Below are 19,090 nucleotides of genomic sequence, written 5' to 3'. Positions count from 1 at the left end.
CGCACGGTCAGCGGGGCCGAGGTAAAGGCAGATGTCATTGCGTCTCATGCCCCGATTGTGACACACCTGTTCACGGTTGGGAATCTTCCGTCAGGCGGCTAACACTAGTATGCTGTGGCGAAATCGGGGCGTATTGTTCAACTTTGGTTAAAACCACCAAAATTGGCAAAAACCGCCGCAAATCGCACTCTGTTTGAATATGCGCCGATGCCCCGACGCGGTGGCGCTTTTCCGGACGAATCTGCGCAAAGCCCTTTAGTTATTGGGGTTTTGGCATCGTTACCTGTGTGTGCCGGTGAAAGCTGCATCGCATTAAGGTAGAAGCAAGCTATTCAAAAATCCCTAAAAGGTTGTTTTCGCAAGAAAAGGCGCGCCCGGTTGTTACAGCGTCTTGCATATTAGCTGAGCCGCAAAGGTTAACAGATTTGCTGAGTCCATCCATTCCCATCCAAGCTGCGCGTTTGTTAATAAATATTAATTTTAAGGTATTGCCGAAAAATCCCGCCGGATACGGACGCATCAGCCGATCGTCAAGGTTTCTGACACTTTGAACGGCACCTGACCTGCCCAAAGCGCGCCCGGCGCCAGCGCGCCGATGTCAAAAGGTTGCACCCCGATCAGGCAAGGACCATCGTGATCTTGCACCCCAAAAGACACCACGCCCTCGGCTCAGGCAAAGCCTTGGGCAACATGCGCAACTGTCCACATCAAACCGGGCTTCGGGTGGCTCGCCAGATGAACGAGGATTTGGGTATGGGCGACAAATATCGAAAAACGGTCAGTCATTCTCATGGCCCCACGGTCATTCTTATCTTACCGTCGGCTTTTGGCTGACCATACGCCCGCCCCAGCGCGTCAGAGGTTTCGATCAATCCATTCATGTAGGCGCGGTCCGGTTCGCGCCCGCTGCAAGAGGTCGGATTTTTCGGCGGCATCAAGCCGCAGCCCATGCGCCTTCAGCAAGTCCAGCAGCGTGATTGAAAGAGTTTCCTTTTCCGCCGGCCCTGCCGTTGTCATCACATTGATCGCTTGCTGCGGAATGGTCAGCCGTGCGTTGCCATAGCGGGCAATCGTGGCGAAACGTCCGACATCGGCCCCGTGCCGAAGCAGCAGTTTCACGCGGTCCAGATTCCCGAACTTGACCTGCGCGGAAAGGGCCGTCAGACCTTCGGTTTCGGCAAGGTCTATCTTCCCTCGCTTGGCAAAGCTTTCGGCCACGCGCCCATAAGCCGTAATTTCAAGATGCGCGCCATCGAACAAAACGGTTTCGCCCTCGGGATTTTGTGGGGTGAAATCCACACCCGCCGCCAAGGAGAGCGTTACCGCGGCGTCCGATCCGGGCGCATAAAACACGATCGGAACACCTTTGACCCGGCAATCAGATAAAAGCGTTTCAATCGCCCATTGATCCATGGAAAGGTCGCCGTCGCGCAACTTGTCATCCCATTCCAAAAGGCGATCGACAGTTGAGAAATCGACATGTTTCATCTTATCGCCCTTCAAAGTGGGATGAAGCTCTGGCCCGGTGGACTCTCGTTAAGTTGGTTCACACCTTGCTGCGCGGCATCGCGGGGGCATTTTAATAGCATTTCATCCGATTGTATCTTTCCAGATCATTTTTCAAACGGCGTCGCAGATCGCGGATTTCTCGATAATGCCCTCCCTGCCGCGTAAGATATTCGGCCATATGTGCTCAATTCTTTCTTGAGCACCTCATTCTTGCGGGGCGTGCCTTCGACAAGCTCACCGCATCCGGGCGGCGGGCCGTTTGCCCACAAAAACAGACCGCGCGCCCCGCACGACAGGGTTCGGGCGACCCAACTCAGGCGCAAAGAACACATCCAAGCCGCGCCCCGCCCATTGAATGCTTTTCTTTTGCACAGAATCCCCCTATACGCACGCGGTCCCGACCTTTCCGGTTGGGGCGCCAAGGGCCTTGCTGGACGACATCCCGGCCTGCGCCGTCACATTCAACTATGGAGAACCCGATGTCGATTACGCCAGAACTGAAAGCCCAATTGATCAAAGAATACGCAACCAAAGAAGGCGACACCGGTTCGCCCGAAGTGCAGGTTGCCATTCTGTCCTCGCGCATCGCGACCCTGACCGAGCATTTCAAAGACCATAAGAAAGACAACCACTCCCGTCGTGGCTTGTTGATGATGGTTGCTCAGCGCCGCAAGCTGCTGGACTATGTCAAAGGCAAAAACGAAGAGCGTTACCAGTCGCTGATCCAGCGTCTTGGCATCCGCCGCTAAGTTTTATCCGCAATCGGATACCCTGCGCCCGTATCGAAAGATGCGGGCGTTTTGCTCTGTGGCCTTGGGTCACGCGCCAGCGCCGCACCCGGCCAATCGCCGCTTTGCACAAGCTGTTCCACCACCGCCACCAACACATCGCTGACCGCACCGGCGGCCCGTGTCATCGGGCGCGCTGTGCTTTGCGCCATCCAGACACCGCGCGACAGGCCGGGGGGCGCAAAGCGCGCAACCTGCAAGCGCCCCGCCGCCAAGGCATCGCGCAGCACATGCTCGGGCAGGATGGAACAGCCATACCCGTTTTCCACCAGTTGCTTGATGCTGCCAAAACTGTCGATCTCGATCACCGGATCAACCTTGATGCCCTGACGCGGCAACCAACTGTCCAACATCATCCGCAAGCCATGCGCGCCGCTGGGCAGGATCAACCCCAGATCGGCGATCAACCGGGCCGGGGCCTGCGCCACATCCGCCCCCGGCGGCACCAGCAGCACCAATTCCTCTGTCACCAGCGCGCGGGATTGCACACCCGCATCGCGCAAGTCGGCATAAAGCAGCGCAAGCTCCACCCGCCCGTCCAGCAACCATTCGCGTAAAAACCCGCTCATCGCTTCGGTGACGATGATCTTGATCTTTGGGTGTCGCGCCCGGCATTGCAGGATCAAGGGCAAAGACAAAAGCCCGCTGACCGTGCCGGGCAGGCCCAGCCGCACCGTGCCCACCGGCTCTTGCCCAAGGCTGCGCACTTCTTCGGTGCTCCGCTCCCACTCTGCCAGCAGGCCCCGTGCGCGGCGGGCCAGCAACGCCCCTGCTTCGGTTTCCCTGACCCCGTGCGGCCCGCGCAGCAGCAGTGGCGTTCCAAGTTGTTCTTCCATCCGGCGCACATGCAGCGACAGCGCAGGCTGCGCGATGTTCAATCGTTTCGCCGCGCTGGAAAAAGACCCTTCCTCTACGATCGCCAGAAAATACCGCAACTGCCGCAGGTCCATCGCCGCCCTCCCTTGCCCCATATAAAAAAGCTATAAGGCGCGCATTAAATATATATTGGCAATATAATGCAGGGCAATGCATACGCACGGAACGCAACATCGCCCAACGCAGGAGCCGCAAGGATGTATCAGCAACAAACCGATGAACATCAGGATATCCGCGAGGCGGTGCGCGCGCTCTGCGCCGAATTTCCAGATGCCTATCACCGCAAGGTCGATGCCGACCGCGCCTATCCCGAAGCCTTTGTCGAGGCACTGACCCGCGCAGGCTGGATGGCCGCGCTGATCCCTGAAGAATACGGCGGCTCGGGCCTTGGGTTGACCGAGGCGTCGGTCATCATGGAGGAAATCAACCGCGCGGGTGGCAATTCCGGGGCCTGCCATGGCCAGATGTATAATATGAACACGCTGGTCCGCCACGGCTCCGAAGACCAGCGCCGCCGCATCCTGCCCAAACTCGCCAGCGGTGAATTGCGGCTGCAAAGCATGGGCGTGACCGAACCGACCACCGGCACTGATACCACCCAGCTTAAAACCACCGCGGTGAAAAAAGGCGACCGCTATGTCATCAACGGCCAGAAAGTCTGGATCAGCCGGGTGCAACATTCCGACCTGATGATCCTTTTGGCCCGCACCACGCCCTTGGCGCAGGTGAAAAAGAAATCCGAAGGTCTGTCGATCTTTCTGGTTGATATCAAACAGGCGATGACCTCGGGCATGACGGTGCGCCCCATCCCGAATATGGTGAACCACGAAACCAATGAGCTGTTCTTCGACAACCTTGAAATCCCCGCCGAAAACCTGATCGGCGAGGAAGGCATGGGCTTCAAATACATCCTGACCGGGCTGAACGCCGAACGCGCGCTGATCGCGGCGGAATGTATCGGTGATGGCTATTGGTTCACCGACCGGGTGACGAAATATGTCTCCGAACGCACGGTCTTTGGCCGCCCTATCGGCCAGAACCAAGGCGTGCAATTCCCCATCGCCGAGGCTTATATCGAAATCGAAGCCGCCAATCTGATGCGCTACAAGGCCTGCGCGCTGTATGATGCGGGCCAACCCTGCGGGGCCGAGGCGAATATGGCGAAATACCTTGCGGCCAAGGCGTCTTGGGCGGCGGCCAATGCCTGTATCCAGTTCCACGGCGGCTTTGGCTTTGCCTGCGAATATGATATCGAACGCAAGTTCCGCGAAACCCGGCTGTATCAGGTCGCCCCGATCTCGACCAACCTGATCCTCAGCCATATCGCCGAGCATGTGCTTGGCATGCCGAGGTCGTTCTGATGGACCTGCCGCTGACAGGGTTGAAAGTCATCGCGATTGAACAGGCGGTTGCGGCACCGTTCGCCAGCGCCCGCCTTGCCGATGCCGGGGCCGAAGTCATCAAGATCGAACGTCCCGAAGGCGATTTTGCGCGCGGCTATGATGATGTGGCACGCGGGCAGTCCAGCTATTTCGTCTGGCTGAACCGGGGCAAAACCGCCGTGACGCTGGATTTGGCAACGCCCGAAGGCAAAGCCGCGCTGGAGGCGATGTTGGCGGATGCCGATGTCTTGCTGCAAAACCTGAAAGTGGGGGCCTTGGCCAAGCTGGGCTTTGGCTTTGACCGTCTGGCGCAGGATTACCCGCGCCTGATCACCTGTTCGATCAGCGGCTATGGCCCCACCGGCCCGATGGCCGACCGCAAGGCCTATGACCTGTTGATCCAAGCCGAATCCGGGCTTTGTGCGATTACCGGCGGGCCGTCAGAACCCGCGCGCGTGGGGCTATCCATCGTCGATATCGCCACCGGGGCCACCGCCTATTCCGCGATACTCGAGGCGCTTATCCGGCGCGGGATTACAGGCAAAGGGGCCACTATTTCCGTGTCGATGTTTGATGTAATGGCCGATTGGCTGACGGTGCCGCTGCTGAACCATCGCGGTGGCAAAAGCCCCAAACGCATCGGCATGGCGCATCCGTCCATCGCGCCTTATGGCGTGTTCACCGCCGCCGATGGGCGCCAGATCCTGATCGCCGTGCAAAGTGATCGCGAATGGCGGACCCTTTGCGCGCAGGTGCTGGGCCGCCCCGATTGTGGCACCGACCCGCGCTTTGCCACCAATGTCGCCCGCGTTGCCAACCGTGCCGAAACCGATGCGCTGGTGGCCGCCGCCATTGCCGCCCTTCCCGCAGATCAGGCGATTGCCTTGCTGCTGGGCGCGCAGGTGGCGCTGGCCTCGGTCAATGATATGGAAGGGCTGTCCACCCACCCGCATCTGCGCCAGATCACGGTAGAAACCCCCAACGGCCCCGTCACCTATCCCGCCCCGGCCCCGGTCTGGGAGGAGGCGCCCCGCGTCTATGGCCCGGTGCCCGCACAACAGCCCAAGGAGGGCTAAGCCATGTCGCTTGACCTTGACCACCTGCGCCAATGGATCGGGCGGCAGGAGGAACAATCCGAACAGCTTACCCCCGCAATCGCCCAGCGTTTCAACGCCACCTTTGACCGCGTCTCGGCGCTGGATACGGGGGCCGAGGCCCCCTTGCTGATCCACCTCTGCCTTGGTCAACCCGCCGTGCCCACCGCCGAACTGGGGCCAGATGGCCACCCCGCGCGCGGTGGCTTTCTGCCGCCCGTGCCCTTGCCGCGCCGCATGTGGGCAGGGGGCGCGTTCCAGTTTCACGCCCCGATCTGTATCGGCGACACCGTTACCCGCCGCTCGGTGATCGAGGATGTCACGCTGAAACACGGCAGCACCGGTGCGCTTTGCTTTGTCACCGTCACGCATCACATCACCAGCGCCGGGCGCAAAGCCGTGACCGAACGGCAGGATATCGTCTACCGCGATGCCAGCGCCCCGCCCCGCAACATGCCCGAGGCCGCCCCGAACGGCACGCACAGCCGCAGCATCGCCGCCACGCCGACCCTGCTGTTTCGCTATTCCGCGCTGACCTTCAACGGCCACCGCATCCATTACGATGCGCCCTATGTCACCGGAACCGAAGGCTACCCCGGCCTGATCGTGCATGGCCCGATGCAGGCCACCTTGCTGGCCCAATATGCCGCCGATCTGCGCGGCGCGGCCCCGGCCAGCTTCCGCTTCCGCAGCCTCTCGCCGCTGTTTGACACCCATGATGTCACGCTCAACGCCCGCGACGATGGCGCGGACCTGACGCTCTGGACCGCCACACCCGGCGGCCCCACCGCGATGGAGGCCCGCGCCCGCTGGTAAGCCTGCGCGGCAGGGCTTGCCATTTTCGCGGCGTGGTTGTTTGGTTATCCCGCGCGGCAGCAACCCCCGGCGGGAAGGATACACAGTGTTCGGTCGGATTCTCTCAGGCCTCAGACGCCGGGCCGAAACATGGGCCGCCCGCCGCGCCGTGGCGCAAGGCAACCGCGTGATCCACGGCCCCGCCACCGTGCAACTGGCCCCGGATGAGGTGGCCGTCGTCGCCCTGATGAAAAACGCGTCCTATTTCCTTGCCGATTTCATGGCCCATCACCAAGCGCTTGGCGTGCGCCATATCGTGATCGTCGACAACGGCTCCACCGATGATACGGTCGCCATCGCCCAAGGCTTTGCCAATACCACCGTGATCCGCAACACCTTGCCCGCCAAACGTTATGAGGTGCTGCTCCGCGTGCAAGCAGCACGGCACGTGCTGCGCGGCGGCTGGGTGCTGTTTCTGGACGCGGATGAAATGTTTGAACCCCCGCTCTCGGCCCCTTTGCCGCGCCTGCTGGCCTATCTGGAAACGCGCGGCTTCACCGCCATGGTGACGCAAATGCTCGACCTGTTCACCCCGCAGCCCTATGGCGAAACGAAGGGCTGGACCTATGCGCAGGTGCTGTCCGGGGCCAATCAGTTCAGCCTGGGGCAGATCACCACCGTCCCCTACCATGACCGCGACCGCATCGGCTTTAGCTGGTTTCTGGATCAGAACAAGGGCGATGTGGCCCTGAAAATCGGCGGCTTGCGGCGCGAGGTTTTTGGCGAGGCGTGCTTTTTGTCCAAACACTCGCTCGTGCGTAATCTGCCGGATGTGCAATTGATGGTGCATCCGCATTGCGCCGCAGGCGTCCGCGTGGCCGATGTGACCGGGCTGTTGCGGCATTACAAACTGGCGGGCGATTATCTGGCGCGTGACCGTGCCTCGGTTGCCGCAGGCACATGGGACCATGCCGAGGATGCAAAGCGCCTTGCAGCAGCAACAGGTGGCGATGATTTCACCATAACCCCGGCCGAGGCGCTGCCTTATCAAGGGCCGGAAGACTTGGCAAATCGCGGCTTTCTAGAGGCGTCAGACGCCTATCGCCGCGCGATCACTTAAGCCGCAGATCGGCGGAATCGCCTTTGCCAGCATCCGAGGTAAAGCGCAGCGTATTGCCTTTGCGTTCCACCAATTGGCAATTCGCCGCGATTTCTGTGTTGCCATAGGTCATATCACGGCAGAACAATCCGCCCTGCCAACGCCAGCTTCCCGTGACCGGCGTGCCAAAGGCGCTGCCTTTGATCGCCCCTTCCGGCGATACATTCAGCGAGATGCCGAACCGCGTCAGCGCCTTGCCAGACACAAGTTTCACGAATTCACGTTTTTCCACCACAGGCGAAAACCCATCGGCCAGCGCGGCAGATGGGGTCAGCATCAGGGCAAACAGGACAAAATGTTTCATGTGATCCTCCGATGAAACCCTTACGCAGCAAGGCAGGCGTTGGATCAGTTTTTACCACAGGTCACGGTGTCACAGCCCCAGAACATCCATCATGTCATATTCGCCGGGCTTCTGCCCGATGCCCCACAGCGCCGCCCGCAGCGCGCCGCGCGCGAAAATGCCCCGGTCGGTGGCCAGATGGCGCAGCACGATACGTTCGCCATCGGCGGCAAAGATCACATCATGCTCGCCCACCACATCGCCGCCGCGAATGGCGGCAAAGCCGATATCCCCGCGTTTGCGCGCCCCCGTGATGCCATCCCGACCGGAATCGCGCACATCCTCCAGCGCCACACCGCGCCCTGCCGCCGCTGCCTCGCCCAGCATCAAGGCGGTGCCGGATGGTGCGTCCACCTTCATGCGGTGATGCGCCTCGACCACTTCGATGTCCCAATCCTCATCCAGCGCGGCGGCAACCTTTTGCGTCAGCCGGGTCAACAGGTTCACGCCCAGCGACATATTCCCCGCCCGCACAATCACCGCATGGCGTGCGGCAGGGCCCAGCTTGACGATATGCGCGGCCTCCATCCCGGTGGTGCCGATCACATGCACAAGGCGGGCCTGCGCGGCGAGGGCGGCAAATTCCACCGTGGCAGCAGGGGCGGTAAAATCAATCACGGCCTGCGCGCGGGCAAAAGCCTCCAGCGGGTCATCGGTCACGGTGACGCCAAGCGCCGCCCCACCCATACACTCGCCAATATCGCGGCCCACCCAGGCATGGCCCGCCCGTTCCACACAGCCCACCAGCCGCGTCTTGCCCGACCCGGCAATGGTGCGCACCAACATTTGCCCCATGCGGCCCGAAGCCCCTGTGACGACGATTCCCGGAAGGTCGGCCATGATCTTGTTCCCTTGCTGCTTGCCGCTTGTTTAACCGCAAGCCGTGCAATGCGCAAAGGGCGATCCGCAACAGGTGGGCTGGCGCAATGGCGCTACGTTACCCGCGACAAACGCGCCACAAAGGGGCAAACTGGCGCAGAAAACCGGGGAAGGGGCCAAAGATGTTTCGCCTGCAACTGATGTGTCAGCATAACGCCGTCCGCGTCATGGCCTTGATCTGTGCGGCGGCGATGGTCTGGCTGGCGCTGAACGGGCCGGGCTGGGCATGGGCTTTTGTGGTCTTTGGTATCCCGGCACAGATGCTGAATGAATATTCCTTGCATCGCTACATCTTTCACCTCGCGCCACCCCGCCGCCAATGGGCGTTTGACCTGCTTTATCAGGCGCATTACGGCCACCATGATTTCCCCACCAATCACGGGCTGTTCTTTGTGCCGATCTGGGTGGCGCTTCCTGTGCTGTGCACCAGTTTTGGCGTGGCTTGGGCGGCGCTGTCGCTGATCACGCCCCACGCGCTTCCCCTCGCGGTGGCGATTGTGCCGGTGGGCGGTATCATGACCTTTCTGGGCTATGAGTGGTTCCATATGACAGCGCATCTGCCCGTCCCGAAAACCGCCGTTGAACGCCATGTCACCACCCTGCACAACCAACACCACTTCCGCGACTTCTCGCGATGGTTCCACGTCTCACCGGGGGGCGAGGTGATTGACCGCGCGATGGGCACCGCGATTGACCGCGAGGCGCTGAAATCGCAGCAACGCATCGAATTCATCCGCACCCTTGGCATGCGCCCCGATGATCCGCGCCTGATCGCGGCACGCCAACGCTTTGCCCCCCGCTATGGGCTGACACAGGCCGAGATCACGCGCGCCGCAACAGTTTAGGCGAAAACCTGCATGCACGCTTCGGTGATGCCCGTTGCGGGGCGCGCGATTCCGCCCTATGTCAGGCGCATGGCACATAAGAACCTTACCTCGGCCAAGGGGCCTTCGCAGCGCCAACTTCGTGTTGGTGAATTGATCCGCCGGATTTTGTCCGAGGTGCTGTCGCGTGGCGATGTGCATGACCCGGACCTCAACCGCCTCTATATCACCGTGGGCGAGGTGCAGATGTCTGCCGACCTGCGCGTGGCCACCGTGCATGTGATGCCACTTGGCGGCGGCGATGTTGACGGCGCCATCGCGCTTTTGGCCAAACATCAGGGCGAATTGCGCCACCATGTCAGCAAGGGCATGATCATCAAACATGTCCCGGAACTCCGCTTCCGCCGCGATATCACCTATGATCAGCTGGATGAAACCCGCCGCCTGCTGGGCGATGAACGCGTGCGCCGCGATGTGGAAAACGCCAAAGATGACGGCGATGAGGCATAGGCTGACAGCCCTCGTCGGTTTGCTGCTGGGCATGGCTACACCCGGCCTTGCCGCCGCCACCTGCCGTGATATCACCTTCGAATCCCTGCCCTATACCGTGTGCGAAGTGTCCACCGCGCAGGATCTGCGGATCTTTCATTCTGGCGGCGATGGGGCCGTGCTTGGCAGCTTTGGCCGCGTCGATGAGGTGCTGAAACCCGAAGGCAAGAAACTTGGCTTTGCGATGAACGCAGGCATGTATCACGCCGACCGCGCCCCCGTGGGCCTGCTGGTCACCGAAGGCACCGAGCAAAGCCGCATCATCACCAGTGATGGGCCGGGGAATTTCGGCCTGCTGCCCAATGGCGTGTTCTGCATCGGCCCGCAGCGCTTTCGCGTCGTGGAATCCCGCGCCTATCAGGCCAACCCGCCCGCCTGCCGCTTTGCCACCCAATCCGGCCCAATGCTGGTGATTGATGGCGCCTTGCACCCACGCTTTCTGCCCAAAAGCGACAGCCGCTATATCCGCAACGGGGTCGGCGTCTCGGCCGATGGCAAAACCGCCTATCTCGCGATTTCCGGGCAAGCGGTGAACTTCGCCCAATTCGGCCGCCTGTTCCGCGATGCGCTGAAAACCCCCAACGCGCTTTATTTCGACGGCAAGATCAGCCGCCTTTACGCCCCCGCCCTGCGCCGCAATGATTTCGGCTTTCAGATGGGCCCCATCATCGGACTGGTCGAGGCGGAATAGCCCCCGCCCCCTGCCTTGACGCGGCCCCTGACGCGGGCTAGCAGGCATGTTTCGCAACTTATGGGGGTCATCATGGCACGCAAACAAAAAGGCCGGGCCATTTCGGGCTGGTTGGTGGTGGACAAGCCTGCCGGGATCACCTCTACCGCTGTGGTCAGCAAGGTGAAATGGGCGATGGATGCGCAAAAAGCAGGCCATGCCGGCACGCTGGACCCCGATGCCACCGGCGTTCTGGCCATCGCCTTGGGCGAGGCCACGAAAACCGTGCCCTATATCACCGATGCGCTGAAATGCTATCGCTTCGTGGTGCGCCTTGGCATCGCCACCACCACCGATGATGCCGAAGGCGCGGTTACTGAAACCTCTGCCCTGCGCCCCACAGATGCCGAGATTGCCGCCGCTTTGCCCGCCTTCCGGGGCGAAATTGAACAAATCCCGCCGCAGTTTTCCGCCGTGAAGGTCGACGGCGAACGCGCCTATGATATCGCCCGCGGTGGCGGCGCGATGGAACTGGCCGCCCGCCCGCTTTGGGTCGAAAAGCTGGACATCATCGCCCGCCCCGATCCCGATCATGTCGAGCTGGAAATGGTCTGCGGCAAAGGCGGCTACGTCCGCTCTATCGCGCGCGATCTGGGCGCGGCGCTGGGCGGCTTTGGTCATGTGCTCTGGCTGCGCCGCACATGGTCCGGCCCGTTTGAGGCAGACAAAGGCATTTCGATCGAACAACTCGACGCCTTGGGCAAAACCGGGGCGCTTGATGCCTTCCTTCTGCCGCTGGAACTGGGCCTTGGCGATTTGCCCGAACTGCCGACCACTGCCGAAGGCGCGACCCGCCTGCGCCACGGCAACCCCGGCATCGTCCTGACCTCCAACGCCGAATATGGCGAGGAAGCCTGGGCCAGCTTTGAAGGCCGCGCCGTGGCCGTGGGCACCTACAAAGCAGGCGAGCTGCACCCCAGCCGGGTGTTCAACGACTAAGGGCGGCGGCTAGCCCAAGCCGCCATCGCCGAAATACGCCTCATCCACGTCCTCTGGCTCATGGAATTTTAGCGCGCGCTTGCGGCCGTTGATAAAAACGTGATCGGCTCAGACCCAAAATGTGCCTCCCGATGACAATTTGGACAAATCGCAGCGACATTGCCTAGCGTATCCAAGCCGCCAATCGCCAAAGGAATGATATGATGAACTTCCAGATAGGGTGCGCCATCTTTGCGCGTGAACGGTGCAGGCTGGCAGCACCGCTGACAAACGCCTTTTGCGTTCACCAATGCTTGGGCGACCACATCCGGGTTCCTTTGAAACACCGTCACTTCAACAGTCTTCCGAACTGGCACCCCGGAAAGTTTTGAAAGTCGGGCGAGCCGTTCCGGCTCATTGTCACCTAGAGATTGAACAACAAGCCGCTGAAACTGCGCATTTTGGCCTTCATCTGCGTCTGGTTCGACAAAGCGCGCCCTTATATCAGATACAGCTTGTCGAGCCGTGTGCCGCGTCGTGTTGCGAAGGCCTTCATAATATTCAATGTGCGACTCAACAGACTTCAACGCAGTCATTAGGGCTGCAAGTCCAAAGTCTGTCGCTATCCGTGTAAGATAATAGGAAATTGCTTCTGGATTTATTGTTCGTTTGTATGTCTTGCCCTTGATGATCAAATCAACATTTCTGATATAATCAGATGCACTTGCCTTGTTCATATGCAACGCTGTGACTGCTGTCTCAACGGCGTCGTTAAACAATATCTGGCGTTTGTGATACGCTAAACCTAAGTCATAGCAAAATTCGATTTCCCGACTTGTTACCTTCGGCATTAAAAAATCCCCTTATAGGTCGGGGTTCACCCCGACTCTGCCACCCCTAACACACGCGACTCAAATCTTAATATTCGGTTAATTTTTTCACAAAAACAGATTTAAATCAGCAGCTTACCTTGAATTCCGCGCGCGATTCCGCGCTGCAATTCTCACGCCCGTTTGCCCAGACTGGCAACCCCCAGAACCTCCAGCACCCGGGTCTCGATCTGGGCTGCATCCATGCCCGCAACCTCATACATCCGCTCAGGCGAGGCTTGATCAATGAAGATATCCGGCAGCACCATCGACCGATATTTCAGCCCGGTATCGAACACGCCTTCCTCGGCCAAAAGCTGCGCGACATGGGAACCGAACCCCCCAATCGCGCCTTCCTCCACCGTGATCAAAACCTCATGTTTTGCCGCCAGATCAAGGATCAGATCGCGGTCCAGAGGCTTGGCAAAGCGGGCATCCGCGACCGTGGGGGTGATGCCCTTCGCGGCCAGATTTTCCGCAGCCTTGCGAACCTCGGCCAGCCGCGTGCCAAAAGACAGAATCGCGACGCGCTTGCCCTGCTGGACTACCCGGCCCTTGCCAATCTCCAGCGGGATGCCCCGCTCCGGCATCTCGACCCCGACACCATCGCCGCGCGGGAACCGGAACGCGATCGGCCCGTCTTCATGCGCCGCCGCCGTGGCCACCATATGGACCAGCTCCGCCTCATCCGCCGCGGCCATCACCACGAAACCGGGCAGGTTCGCCAGAAAGGCCACATCAAACGCGCCCGCATGGGTCGCCCCATCGGCCCCCACCAGCCCCGCCCGATCAATCGCGAAGCGCACGGGCAGCCGCTGGATCGCGACATCATGCACGACCTGATCATACCCCCGCTGCAAGAAGGTGGAATACAGCGCGCAGAACGGCTTCAACCCGCCCGCCGCCATGCCCGCCGAAAAGGTCACGGCATGCTGTTCCGCGATGCCCACATCAAAGCAGCGGCGGGGGAAACGCTCGGCAAACAGGTTCAGTCCGGTCCCGTCGGGCATCGCCGCCGTCACCGCCACAATCTTGTCATCCCGCGCGGCCTCCGCCATCAGGGACTGCGCAAAAACCTTTGTATAGCTGGGCGCGTTAGAGGGGCTTTTCTTTTGCTCGCCCGTCAGCACATCAAACTTGGCCGTGGCATGGCCCTTATCGCGCGCCTTTTCTGCCGGGGCATAGCCTTTGCCCTTTTTGGTAATCACATGGATCAGCATCGGCCCCTTGGCCCGCGCATGAACCGTGCGCAATACGGGCATCAGCAGGTCAAGATCATGCCCATCAATCGGGCCGACATAGCTGAACCCCAACTCCTCAAACAGGGTGCCGCCGACGGTCATGCCTTTCAGCATCTCTTTCGCCCGCCGCGCGCCTTCCTGAAACGGCTCGGGCAAGAAGCTGACCGCCCCTTTCGCCACCGCTTTCAAATCCTGAAACGGCGCCCCGGCATAAAGCCGCGACAGGTAAGACGACATCGCCCCCACCGGCGGCGCGATGCTCATCTCATTGTCGTTCAGAATGACGAACAGCCGCTTTTTCAGATGGCCCGCGTTGTTCATCGCCTCAAACGCCATGCCCGCGCTCATCGACCCGTCACCGATTACCGCCACCGCATCGCCCGGATCGCCGCCCAGATCGGCGGCCACGGCAAAGCCCAAAGCCGCCGAGATGGAGGTAGAGCTATGGGCCGCGCCGAACGGATCATAGGGCGATTCAGAGCGTTTGGTGAAACCGGAAAGCCCACCTTCGGCCCGCAAGGTGCGGATACGGTCGCGCCGCCCGGTCAGGATTTTATGGGGGTAGCATTGGTGGCCCACGTCCCAGATGATCTTGTCGCGCGGTGTATCGAAAATCGCATGCAGCGCAACCGTCAGTTCCACCACGCCCAAACCCGCGCCCAGATGCCCGCCGGTGACGGATACCGCCGAGATTGTCTCGGCCCGCAATTCGTCGGCCAGTTGCCGCAACTCACGGTCCGTCAGGCCCTTCATGTCGGATGGCAGGGTCACACGGTCCAGCAGCGGGGTTTTGGGTCGGTCGGTCATTTTGCTCCCCTGAGCCTAGTTCTCGCGGGCGATCACGAAACGCGCCGCTGCAATCAAAGTCCCGGCCCGCGCACCATAGGGGGCGAGGGCGGCGGTTGCCTCATCAATCAGGCTGGCCGCGCGCGTCTGCGCCCCGTCCAGCCCAAGCAGAGATACGAAAGTGGCCTTTCCAGCCTCGGCATCCTTGCCCAGTTTCTTGCCCGCTTTCGCGGCGTCGCCCGTGACATCCAAGATGTCATCAGCGATCTGAAAGGCAAGGCCCATGGCGGCGGCATATCGCCCCAAGGGGGCCGGGTCCGCCCCGGCCAGCACCGCGCCTGCGGTGGCCGACCATTCAAACAAGGCCCCGGTTTTGCCCGCCTGCAATCGGGTGATCTGTTGCAGCGTCAACGGGGTGGCAGCGGTTTCGGCGGCCATATCCAAGGCCTGCCCCAGCACCATGCCGCGCGCCCCCGCCGCCCGCGCCATGCCAGCGATCAGCGCCAGCCGGTTGAGGCCAAGCGCTGCATCGGTCAGCAGCTCAAAGGCAAGTGTTTGCAGCGCATCGCCCGCCAGAACGGCCACCGCCTCATCCCATTTGCGGTGCACGGTGGGCAGGCCCCGGCGCAGATCATCATTATCCATGCAAGGCAGATCATCATGCACCAGCGAATAGGCATGCATCGCCTCAATCGCGGCAGCGGCGGCCACGGCGTTTTCAGGCGCAATCCCGTGTAGCGCCGCCGATTCCAGCACGAAAAACCCGCGCAAGCCTTTGCCCCCCGCCAGCGCATAGCGCATGGCATGGATGACGGGTTCATCGTCCAGATCATTCAAGGCAAGATCAAGCCGGGCTTGCACCTGCCGGGCCGAAGCGGCCAGCACGGTTGGAAAGGTCACATCCCCTCCGCCGGGGTGGTGCCGATGGCTTGGCCATCCTTGGCGCGGATCATCTCGACCTTGTCTTCGGCCTCTTTCAACTTGGCCGCGCAATGCGCCTTCAAGGCCGCCCCGCGTTCATACAGCGCGATAGAGGCTTCCAGCGGCACTTCGCCCCGCTCCAGGGAGGTGACAACCTGTTCCAGCGCGCCCATCGCCTCTTCAAAACTCATGTCCGCAACTGGTTTATCTGTCATGTCCGCGTTCCTTCAATACGTTCACATGGGCGGCAGCCGAGGCCGCGAGTGCGGGCAGATCATAGCCGCCCTCCAGTGCCGATACCACCCGCCCCGCGCAATGGTCATCCGCAAGATCGCAAATCCGCTGCGTCAGCCAAGCAAAATCATCCTCGGTCCAGTTCAGATTGGCCAAAGGATCGGCGCGATGGGCATCAAACCCGGCGGAAACCAGAATCAACTCTGGCGCAAAAGCGTCGATCCGGGGGAAGATATGGGCATCATAGGCGGCGCGCATATCGGCCCCGGAACTGCCTGCACGCAGCGGCAGGTTGATGATCTGGCGATGCGCGCCCACCTCATGCGCTGCCCCCGACCCGGGATAAAGCGGCATTTGGTGCGAAGAGGCGAACATCACGCGCGGCTCATCCCACAGCAGGTCTTGGGTGCCGTTGCCGTGATGCACGTCAAAATCCACAACCGCCACGCGGGCCAGTTTGTGGTGGTCCAGCGCATATTTCGCGGCGATGGCGATGGTGCCGAACAGGCAAAACCCCATGGCGGTATCCGTTTCGGCATGATGGCCGGGCGGGCGCGTGGCGACAAAAGCATTCGCCGCACCGCCCGACAGCACCAGATCCACCGCCGCACAGACCCCGCCAACCCCACGCAAAGCGGCCCGAAAACTGCCGGGGGCCAGATAGGTATCACCATCCACCTGCGCCCAGCCTTGCGCGGGCAGGGCGGCGCGGATGCGGTTGATATAGCTTTGCGGATGGCAGCGCAGAATATCGGCCTCTGCCCCCATGGGGGCGTCATGACGCGCCAGATCAAGCCCCGACAGCGCGGCCAGAACGGCAGAAAGCCGGGCAGATTGTTCGGGGTGGCCCGGCGGTTCCCGGTGGGCATCGCAATCGGGATGAGAGAATAGCGCCGTCGCCATGGCCTTAATCTGGGGCCAGCATATAGCCCGCGCCGCGCACGGTTTGCAGATAACGTGGCTGCTTTGGGTCATGCTCGATCTTGCGGCGCAGACGGGTGATCTGCACATCGACGGCACGTTCCTGCCCGGTCTTTTCCTCGGCGCTGCTGTCGCGGCCCAGATCACCGGCAAGGGTTTCGCGGCTGATCGGCTGGCCGGGTTGGGCCGCGAAAATCCGCATGAGTTGCGCCTCGGTCGCGGTCAGGCGCACGGGGTCGCCGCCTTGCCACAACTCCCCCCGGTCGATGTCATAGCGCACGCTTCCCAGATGCAGCACCTTTGGCCCTGCTTCGGCCTGCACCTGCGGCACGCGGCGCAAAATGGCGTTGATGCGCAAGAGCAGTTCTTTCGGCTCAAACGGTTTCACAAGGTAATCGTCGGCCCCTGCCTCTAACCCCTCGATCCGGCTGGACGTTTCACCGCGCGCGGTCAACAGCAGGATCGGCACCGCCAGACGCGCGCGCAGCTCGCGCGTCAGGGCAATGCCATCGACGCCGGGCATCATCACATCCAGCACGATCATGTCGAAATCCAGACCTTCCAGCAACCGCCGCGCCTGCGCACCATCACGGGCGATCGTGACCAGAAAACCGTTGCGCATCAGGAATTTCTGCAACAGGCCGCGAATACGCTCATCATCATCGACGACCAAAAGATGGGCCTGCGGGTCGGGGATCATGGGGAATTCTCCTTAAGGCTCAGATACTGTTTACGCGCGCTTTCATCCATCATCGCCTCTAGCACATGCCGAAACCCCTGCACAGCGCCCGGCCCGGCCGCACGATAGGCCGCCCGCATCCGCGCGCGCTGCGCATCCGACAGGCTGCGCTCCAGATCAGCGCCTTTTTCCGTCAGATGCAAATGACGTTCGCGTTTATCGGCGCGGCCCACCCGGCTTTCGACCAGACCATCCTCGATCAGGCTGCGCAGCACCCGGTTCAGCGATTGCTTGGTCACACCAAGGATCGCCAGAAGGTTGTTCACCGTGGTGCCGGGGCTGCGATGGATGAAATGCAACGCGCGGTGATGGGCGCGGCCATAATCCATGCCTTCCAAGATGCGATCCGGGTCAGCGGTAAAGCCGCGATAGGCAAAAAACATCGCCTCAATGCCTTTGCGCAACTGCTCATCGGTCAGAAACAGCAGGCTGTCGCTGTGGCTTGTGCCGGTTTTTGAATGGTCCATCCCTTGCCTCCACCCGTTTGATCCAGTGTGGTTGACATGGTTTTAAGTCAGCCTTGTTGACTTTCCAAGCGCCAACTGTTAGCGATTTCCCGATTTTACGCAACTTTATGACCGTATCGGCCCTAAATTGCGCAACTTTTGCAATTCACCCGAGGGAGGGCGCAGCGATGGCTGGATATGATGACCGTGATGGCAAAATCTGGATGGACGGGGAGCTTGTCGATTGGCGCAGTGCCAAAGTGCATATCCTGACCCATGCGATGCACTACGCCTCGTCGGTGTTTGAAGGCGAACGCTGCTACAACGGCAAGATTTTCAAATCGGTGGAACATTCCGAACGGCTGCGCAAATCCGGCGAATTGCTGGATATGGAACTGCCCTGGTCGGTGGCCGAGATTGAGGCCGCAAAGGAAGCCACGCTGAAAGCCAACGGGCTGACCAATGCCTATGTGCGCCCGGTGGCATGGCGCGGCGCGGGTGAGGATATGGGCGTGGCCTCCAAGCGCAACCCGATCCATCTGGCTATCGCTGTCTGGGAATGGGGGAATTACTATGGCGACGCTAAGATGAAAGGGGCCAAGCTGGACATCGCGAAATGGAAGCGGCCCAGCCCGGAAACCATTCCCCATGCGGCCAAGGCGGCAGGGCTTTACATGATCTGCACCATGTCCAAACACGCGGCCGAGGCGAAAGGCTGTTCAGACGCGATGATGTTTGATTATCGCGGTTATGTGGCCGAGGCGACCGGGGCGAATATCTTTTTCGTCAAGGATGGCGTGGTGCATACGCCGCTGGCCGATGGCATCCTGAACGGGATCACCCGGCAAACCGTGATCGGGATGCTGAAGGAAAAGGGCATCGAGGTGCAGGAGCGCCGGATCGAAGCCGCAGAGCTGGAAAGCATGCAGCAATGCTGGCTGACGGGGACCGCCGCCGAGATTACGCCCGTGGGTCAGATTGGCGATTACAACTTCGAAGTCGGCCAACTGACCCGCGATATCTCGGCGGAATATGAGGCGCTGGTGCGCCGCTAACCCCCCTGAGGGCCTGCGTTTTCGGTGAAAAA

Annotated in this window: 21 protein-coding genes; 10 read left to right on the top strand and 11 right to left on the bottom strand. The window is 61.1% G+C overall.

All coding sequences use genetic code 11. The annotated features are described in order from the left end of the window. Positions 1-855: 855 nt before the first annotated feature. Positions 856-1,488, bottom strand: coding sequence for an ankyrin repeat domain-containing protein (locus tag EGN72_RS02350; protein WP_127045040.1), 633 nt, complete (start codon positions 1,486-1,488; stop codon positions 856-858). A gap of 500 nt (positions 1,489-1,988) precedes the next feature. Between EGN72_RS02350 and rpsO the strand changes: the two genes are divergently transcribed. Further along, positions 1,989-2,258 carry a 30S ribosomal protein S15 gene (gene rpsO / locus EGN72_RS02345; protein ID WP_127045039.1) on the top strand — a complete coding sequence of 90 codons (270 nt, stop codon included), beginning with the start codon at positions 1,989-1,991 and terminating at the stop codon, positions 2,256-2,258. Here rpsO and EGN72_RS02340 read toward each other — a convergent pair. Continuing rightward, positions 2,255-3,247: a LysR family transcriptional regulator gene (locus EGN72_RS02340; RefSeq protein ID WP_127045038.1), complete on the bottom strand. Its 993-nt coding sequence runs from the start codon at positions 3,245-3,247 to the stop codon at positions 2,255-2,257. The two genes, rpsO and EGN72_RS02340, sit on opposite strands and share 4 nt — an antisense overlap. 123 nt (positions 3,248-3,370) lie before the next feature. Between EGN72_RS02340 and EGN72_RS02335 the strand changes: the two genes are divergently transcribed. The 4 genes from EGN72_RS02335 (at position 3,371) to EGN72_RS02320 (ending at position 7,564) form a co-directional block, all read left to right on the top strand. Then, the gene (locus tag EGN72_RS02335; RefSeq protein WP_127045037.1) at positions 3,371-4,534 is read left to right on the top strand and encodes an acyl-CoA dehydrogenase family protein; all 1,164 of its coding nucleotides are present in this window, start codon (positions 3,371-3,373) and stop codon (positions 4,532-4,534) included. Continuing rightward, entirely contained in the window at positions 4,534-5,631 is a 1,098-nt protein-coding gene (locus EGN72_RS02330; protein ID WP_127045036.1) for a CaiB/BaiF CoA-transferase family protein, read from the top strand. The genes EGN72_RS02335 and EGN72_RS02330 overlap by 1 nt, the downstream gene beginning before the upstream one ends. Positions 5,632-5,634: 3 nt before the next feature. Next, positions 5,635-6,465, top strand: a complete 831-nt coding sequence (locus EGN72_RS02325) for a MaoC family dehydratase N-terminal domain-containing protein (RefSeq protein WP_127045035.1) — start codon at positions 5,635-5,637, stop codon at positions 6,463-6,465. Between the two features lie 85 nt (positions 6,466-6,550). Then, positions 6,551-7,564, top strand: a complete 1,014-nt coding sequence (locus EGN72_RS02320; protein ID WP_127045034.1) for a glycosyltransferase family 2 protein — start codon at positions 6,551-6,553, stop codon at positions 7,562-7,564. Here the strand turns inward: EGN72_RS02320 and EGN72_RS02315 are convergent. Next, positions 7,557-7,907 (bottom strand): dihydrodipicolinate reductase, encoded by a 351-nt coding sequence (locus EGN72_RS02315; protein WP_127045033.1) that lies wholly within the window; start codon positions 7,905-7,907, stop codon positions 7,557-7,559. The two genes, EGN72_RS02320 and EGN72_RS02315, sit on opposite strands and share 8 nt — an antisense overlap. A 69-nt stretch (positions 7,908-7,976) precedes the next feature. Next, positions 7,977-8,786 carry a 4-hydroxy-tetrahydrodipicolinate reductase gene (gene dapB / locus EGN72_RS02310; protein ID WP_127045032.1) on the bottom strand — a complete coding sequence of 270 codons (810 nt, stop codon included), beginning with the start codon at positions 8,784-8,786 and terminating at the stop codon, positions 7,977-7,979. Positions 8,787-8,947: 161 nt separating this feature from the next. Between dapB and EGN72_RS02305 the strand changes: the two genes are divergently transcribed. The 4 genes from EGN72_RS02305 (at position 8,948) to truB (ending at position 11,867) form a co-directional block, all read left to right on the top strand. Next, positions 8,948-9,670: a sterol desaturase family protein gene (locus EGN72_RS02305; RefSeq protein ID WP_127045031.1), complete on the top strand. Its 723-nt coding sequence runs from the start codon at positions 8,948-8,950 to the stop codon at positions 9,668-9,670. Between the two features lie 69 nt (positions 9,671-9,739). Then, the gene (gene rbfA, locus EGN72_RS02300) at positions 9,740-10,159 is read left to right on the top strand and encodes a 30S ribosome-binding factor RbfA (protein WP_127045030.1); all 420 of its coding nucleotides are present in this window, start codon (positions 9,740-9,742) and stop codon (positions 10,157-10,159) included. Then, on the top strand, positions 10,149-10,889 hold the full coding sequence (locus tag EGN72_RS02295; RefSeq protein ID WP_127045029.1) for a phosphodiester glycosidase family protein: 741 nt from the start codon (positions 10,149-10,151) through the stop codon (positions 10,887-10,889). Before rbfA ends, EGN72_RS02295 begins: the two co-directional genes overlap by 11 nt. Positions 10,890-10,961: 72 nt before the next feature. Continuing rightward, on the top strand, positions 10,962-11,867 hold the full coding sequence (truB, locus tag EGN72_RS02290; protein WP_127045028.1) for a tRNA pseudouridine(55) synthase TruB: 906 nt from the start codon (positions 10,962-10,964) through the stop codon (positions 11,865-11,867). A gap of 68 nt (positions 11,868-11,935) precedes the next feature. On the opposite strand, the gene EGN72_RS02285 is transcribed toward truB, so the two are convergent. The 7 genes from EGN72_RS02285 to EGN72_RS02255 form a co-directional block, all read right to left on the bottom strand. Continuing rightward, on the bottom strand, positions 11,936-12,697 hold the full coding sequence (locus EGN72_RS02285; protein WP_199743684.1) for an HNH endonuclease: 762 nt from the start codon (positions 12,695-12,697) through the stop codon (positions 11,936-11,938). 152 nt (positions 12,698-12,849) lie between these two features. Next, on the bottom strand, positions 12,850-14,763 hold the full coding sequence (gene dxs, locus EGN72_RS02280; RefSeq protein WP_127045027.1) for a 1-deoxy-D-xylulose-5-phosphate synthase: 1,914 nt from the start codon (positions 14,761-14,763) through the stop codon (positions 12,850-12,852). Between the two features lie 15 nt (positions 14,764-14,778). Further along, positions 14,779-15,642 (bottom strand): polyprenyl synthetase family protein, encoded by an 864-nt coding sequence (locus tag EGN72_RS02275; RefSeq protein ID WP_233586999.1) that lies wholly within the window; start codon positions 15,640-15,642, stop codon positions 14,779-14,781. Continuing rightward, positions 15,639-15,878 carry an exodeoxyribonuclease VII small subunit gene (locus EGN72_RS02270; RefSeq protein WP_127045026.1) on the bottom strand — a complete coding sequence of 80 codons (240 nt, stop codon included), beginning with the start codon at positions 15,876-15,878 and terminating at the stop codon, positions 15,639-15,641. Before EGN72_RS02270 ends, EGN72_RS02275 begins: the two co-directional genes overlap by 4 nt. Further along, positions 15,868-16,800 carry a histone deacetylase family protein gene (locus tag EGN72_RS02265; RefSeq protein WP_127045025.1) on the bottom strand — a complete coding sequence of 311 codons (933 nt, stop codon included), beginning with the start codon at positions 16,798-16,800 and terminating at the stop codon, positions 15,868-15,870. The genes EGN72_RS02270 and EGN72_RS02265 overlap by 11 nt, the downstream gene beginning before the upstream one ends. Before the next feature lie 4 nt (positions 16,801-16,804). Beyond that, on the bottom strand, positions 16,805-17,515 hold the full coding sequence (locus EGN72_RS02260; RefSeq protein WP_127045044.1) for a response regulator: 711 nt from the start codon (positions 17,513-17,515) through the stop codon (positions 16,805-16,807). After that, entirely contained in the window at positions 17,515-18,024 is a 510-nt protein-coding gene (locus tag EGN72_RS02255) for a MarR family winged helix-turn-helix transcriptional regulator (RefSeq protein ID WP_127045024.1), read from the bottom strand. The genes EGN72_RS02260 and EGN72_RS02255 overlap by 1 nt, the downstream gene beginning before the upstream one ends. Before the next feature lie 167 nt (positions 18,025-18,191). On the opposite strand from EGN72_RS02255, the gene EGN72_RS02250 reads away from it, so the two are divergent. After that, positions 18,192-19,058, top strand: coding sequence for a branched-chain amino acid aminotransferase (locus tag EGN72_RS02250; protein ID WP_127045023.1), 867 nt, complete (start codon positions 18,192-18,194; stop codon positions 19,056-19,058). Positions 19,059-19,090: the final 32 nt, after the last annotated feature.

Origin of the sequence: Pseudorhodobacter sp. E13 (assembly GCF_003991405.1) — a bacterium.
In the GTDB taxonomy this organism is placed as follows: domain Bacteria; phylum Pseudomonadota; class Alphaproteobacteria; order Rhodobacterales; family Rhodobacteraceae; genus Pseudorhodobacter.
The sequence above is the reverse complement of the archived record's forward strand: the minus strand, read 5'-3'. Positions and strand labels throughout refer to the sequence as shown.

Coding starts and splice junctions, on each gene's coding strand:
- EGN72_RS02350 (WP_127045040.1), bottom strand. CDS start 1,488: ATGAAACATGTCGATTTCTCAACTGTCGATCGCCTTTTGGAATGGGAT.
- rpsO (WP_127045039.1), top strand. CDS start 1,989: ATGTCGATTACGCCAGAACTGAAAGCCCAATTGATCAAAGAATACGCA.
- EGN72_RS02340 (WP_127045038.1), bottom strand. CDS start 3,247: ATGGACCTGCGGCAGTTGCGGTATTTTCTGGCGATCGTAGAGGAAGGG.
- EGN72_RS02335 (WP_127045037.1), top strand. CDS start 3,371: ATGTATCAGCAACAAACCGATGAACATCAGGATATCCGCGAGGCGGTG.
- EGN72_RS02330 (WP_127045036.1), top strand. CDS start 4,534: ATGGACCTGCCGCTGACAGGGTTGAAAGTCATCGCGATTGAACAGGCG.
- EGN72_RS02325 (WP_127045035.1), top strand. CDS start 5,635: ATGTCGCTTGACCTTGACCACCTGCGCCAATGGATCGGGCGGCAGGAG.
- EGN72_RS02315 (WP_127045033.1), bottom strand. CDS start 7,907: ATGAAACATTTTGTCCTGTTTGCCCTGATGCTGACCCCATCTGCCGCG.
- dapB (WP_127045032.1), bottom strand. CDS start 8,786: ATGGCCGACCTTCCGGGAATCGTCGTCACAGGGGCTTCGGGCCGCATG.
- EGN72_RS02305 (WP_127045031.1), top strand. CDS start 8,948: ATGTTTCGCCTGCAACTGATGTGTCAGCATAACGCCGTCCGCGTCATG.
- rbfA (WP_127045030.1), top strand. CDS start 9,740: ATGGCACATAAGAACCTTACCTCGGCCAAGGGGCCTTCGCAGCGCCAA.
- EGN72_RS02295 (WP_127045029.1), top strand. CDS start 10,149: ATGAGGCATAGGCTGACAGCCCTCGTCGGTTTGCTGCTGGGCATGGCT.
- truB (WP_127045028.1), top strand. CDS start 10,962: ATGGCACGCAAACAAAAAGGCCGGGCCATTTCGGGCTGGTTGGTGGTG.
- EGN72_RS02285 (WP_199743684.1), bottom strand. CDS start 12,697: ATGCCGAAGGTAACAAGTCGGGAAATCGAATTTTGCTATGACTTAGGT.
- dxs (WP_127045027.1), bottom strand. CDS start 14,763: ATGACCGACCGACCCAAAACCCCGCTGCTGGACCGTGTGACCCTGCCA.
- EGN72_RS02270 (WP_127045026.1), bottom strand. CDS start 15,878: ATGACAGATAAACCAGTTGCGGACATGAGTTTTGAAGAGGCGATGGGC.
- EGN72_RS02265 (WP_127045025.1), bottom strand. CDS start 16,800: ATGGCGACGGCGCTATTCTCTCATCCCGATTGCGATGCCCACCGGGAA.
- EGN72_RS02255 (WP_127045024.1), bottom strand. CDS start 18,024: ATGGACCATTCAAAAACCGGCACAAGCCACAGCGACAGCCTGCTGTTT.
- EGN72_RS02250 (WP_127045023.1), top strand. CDS start 18,192: ATGGCTGGATATGATGACCGTGATGGCAAAATCTGGATGGACGGGGAG.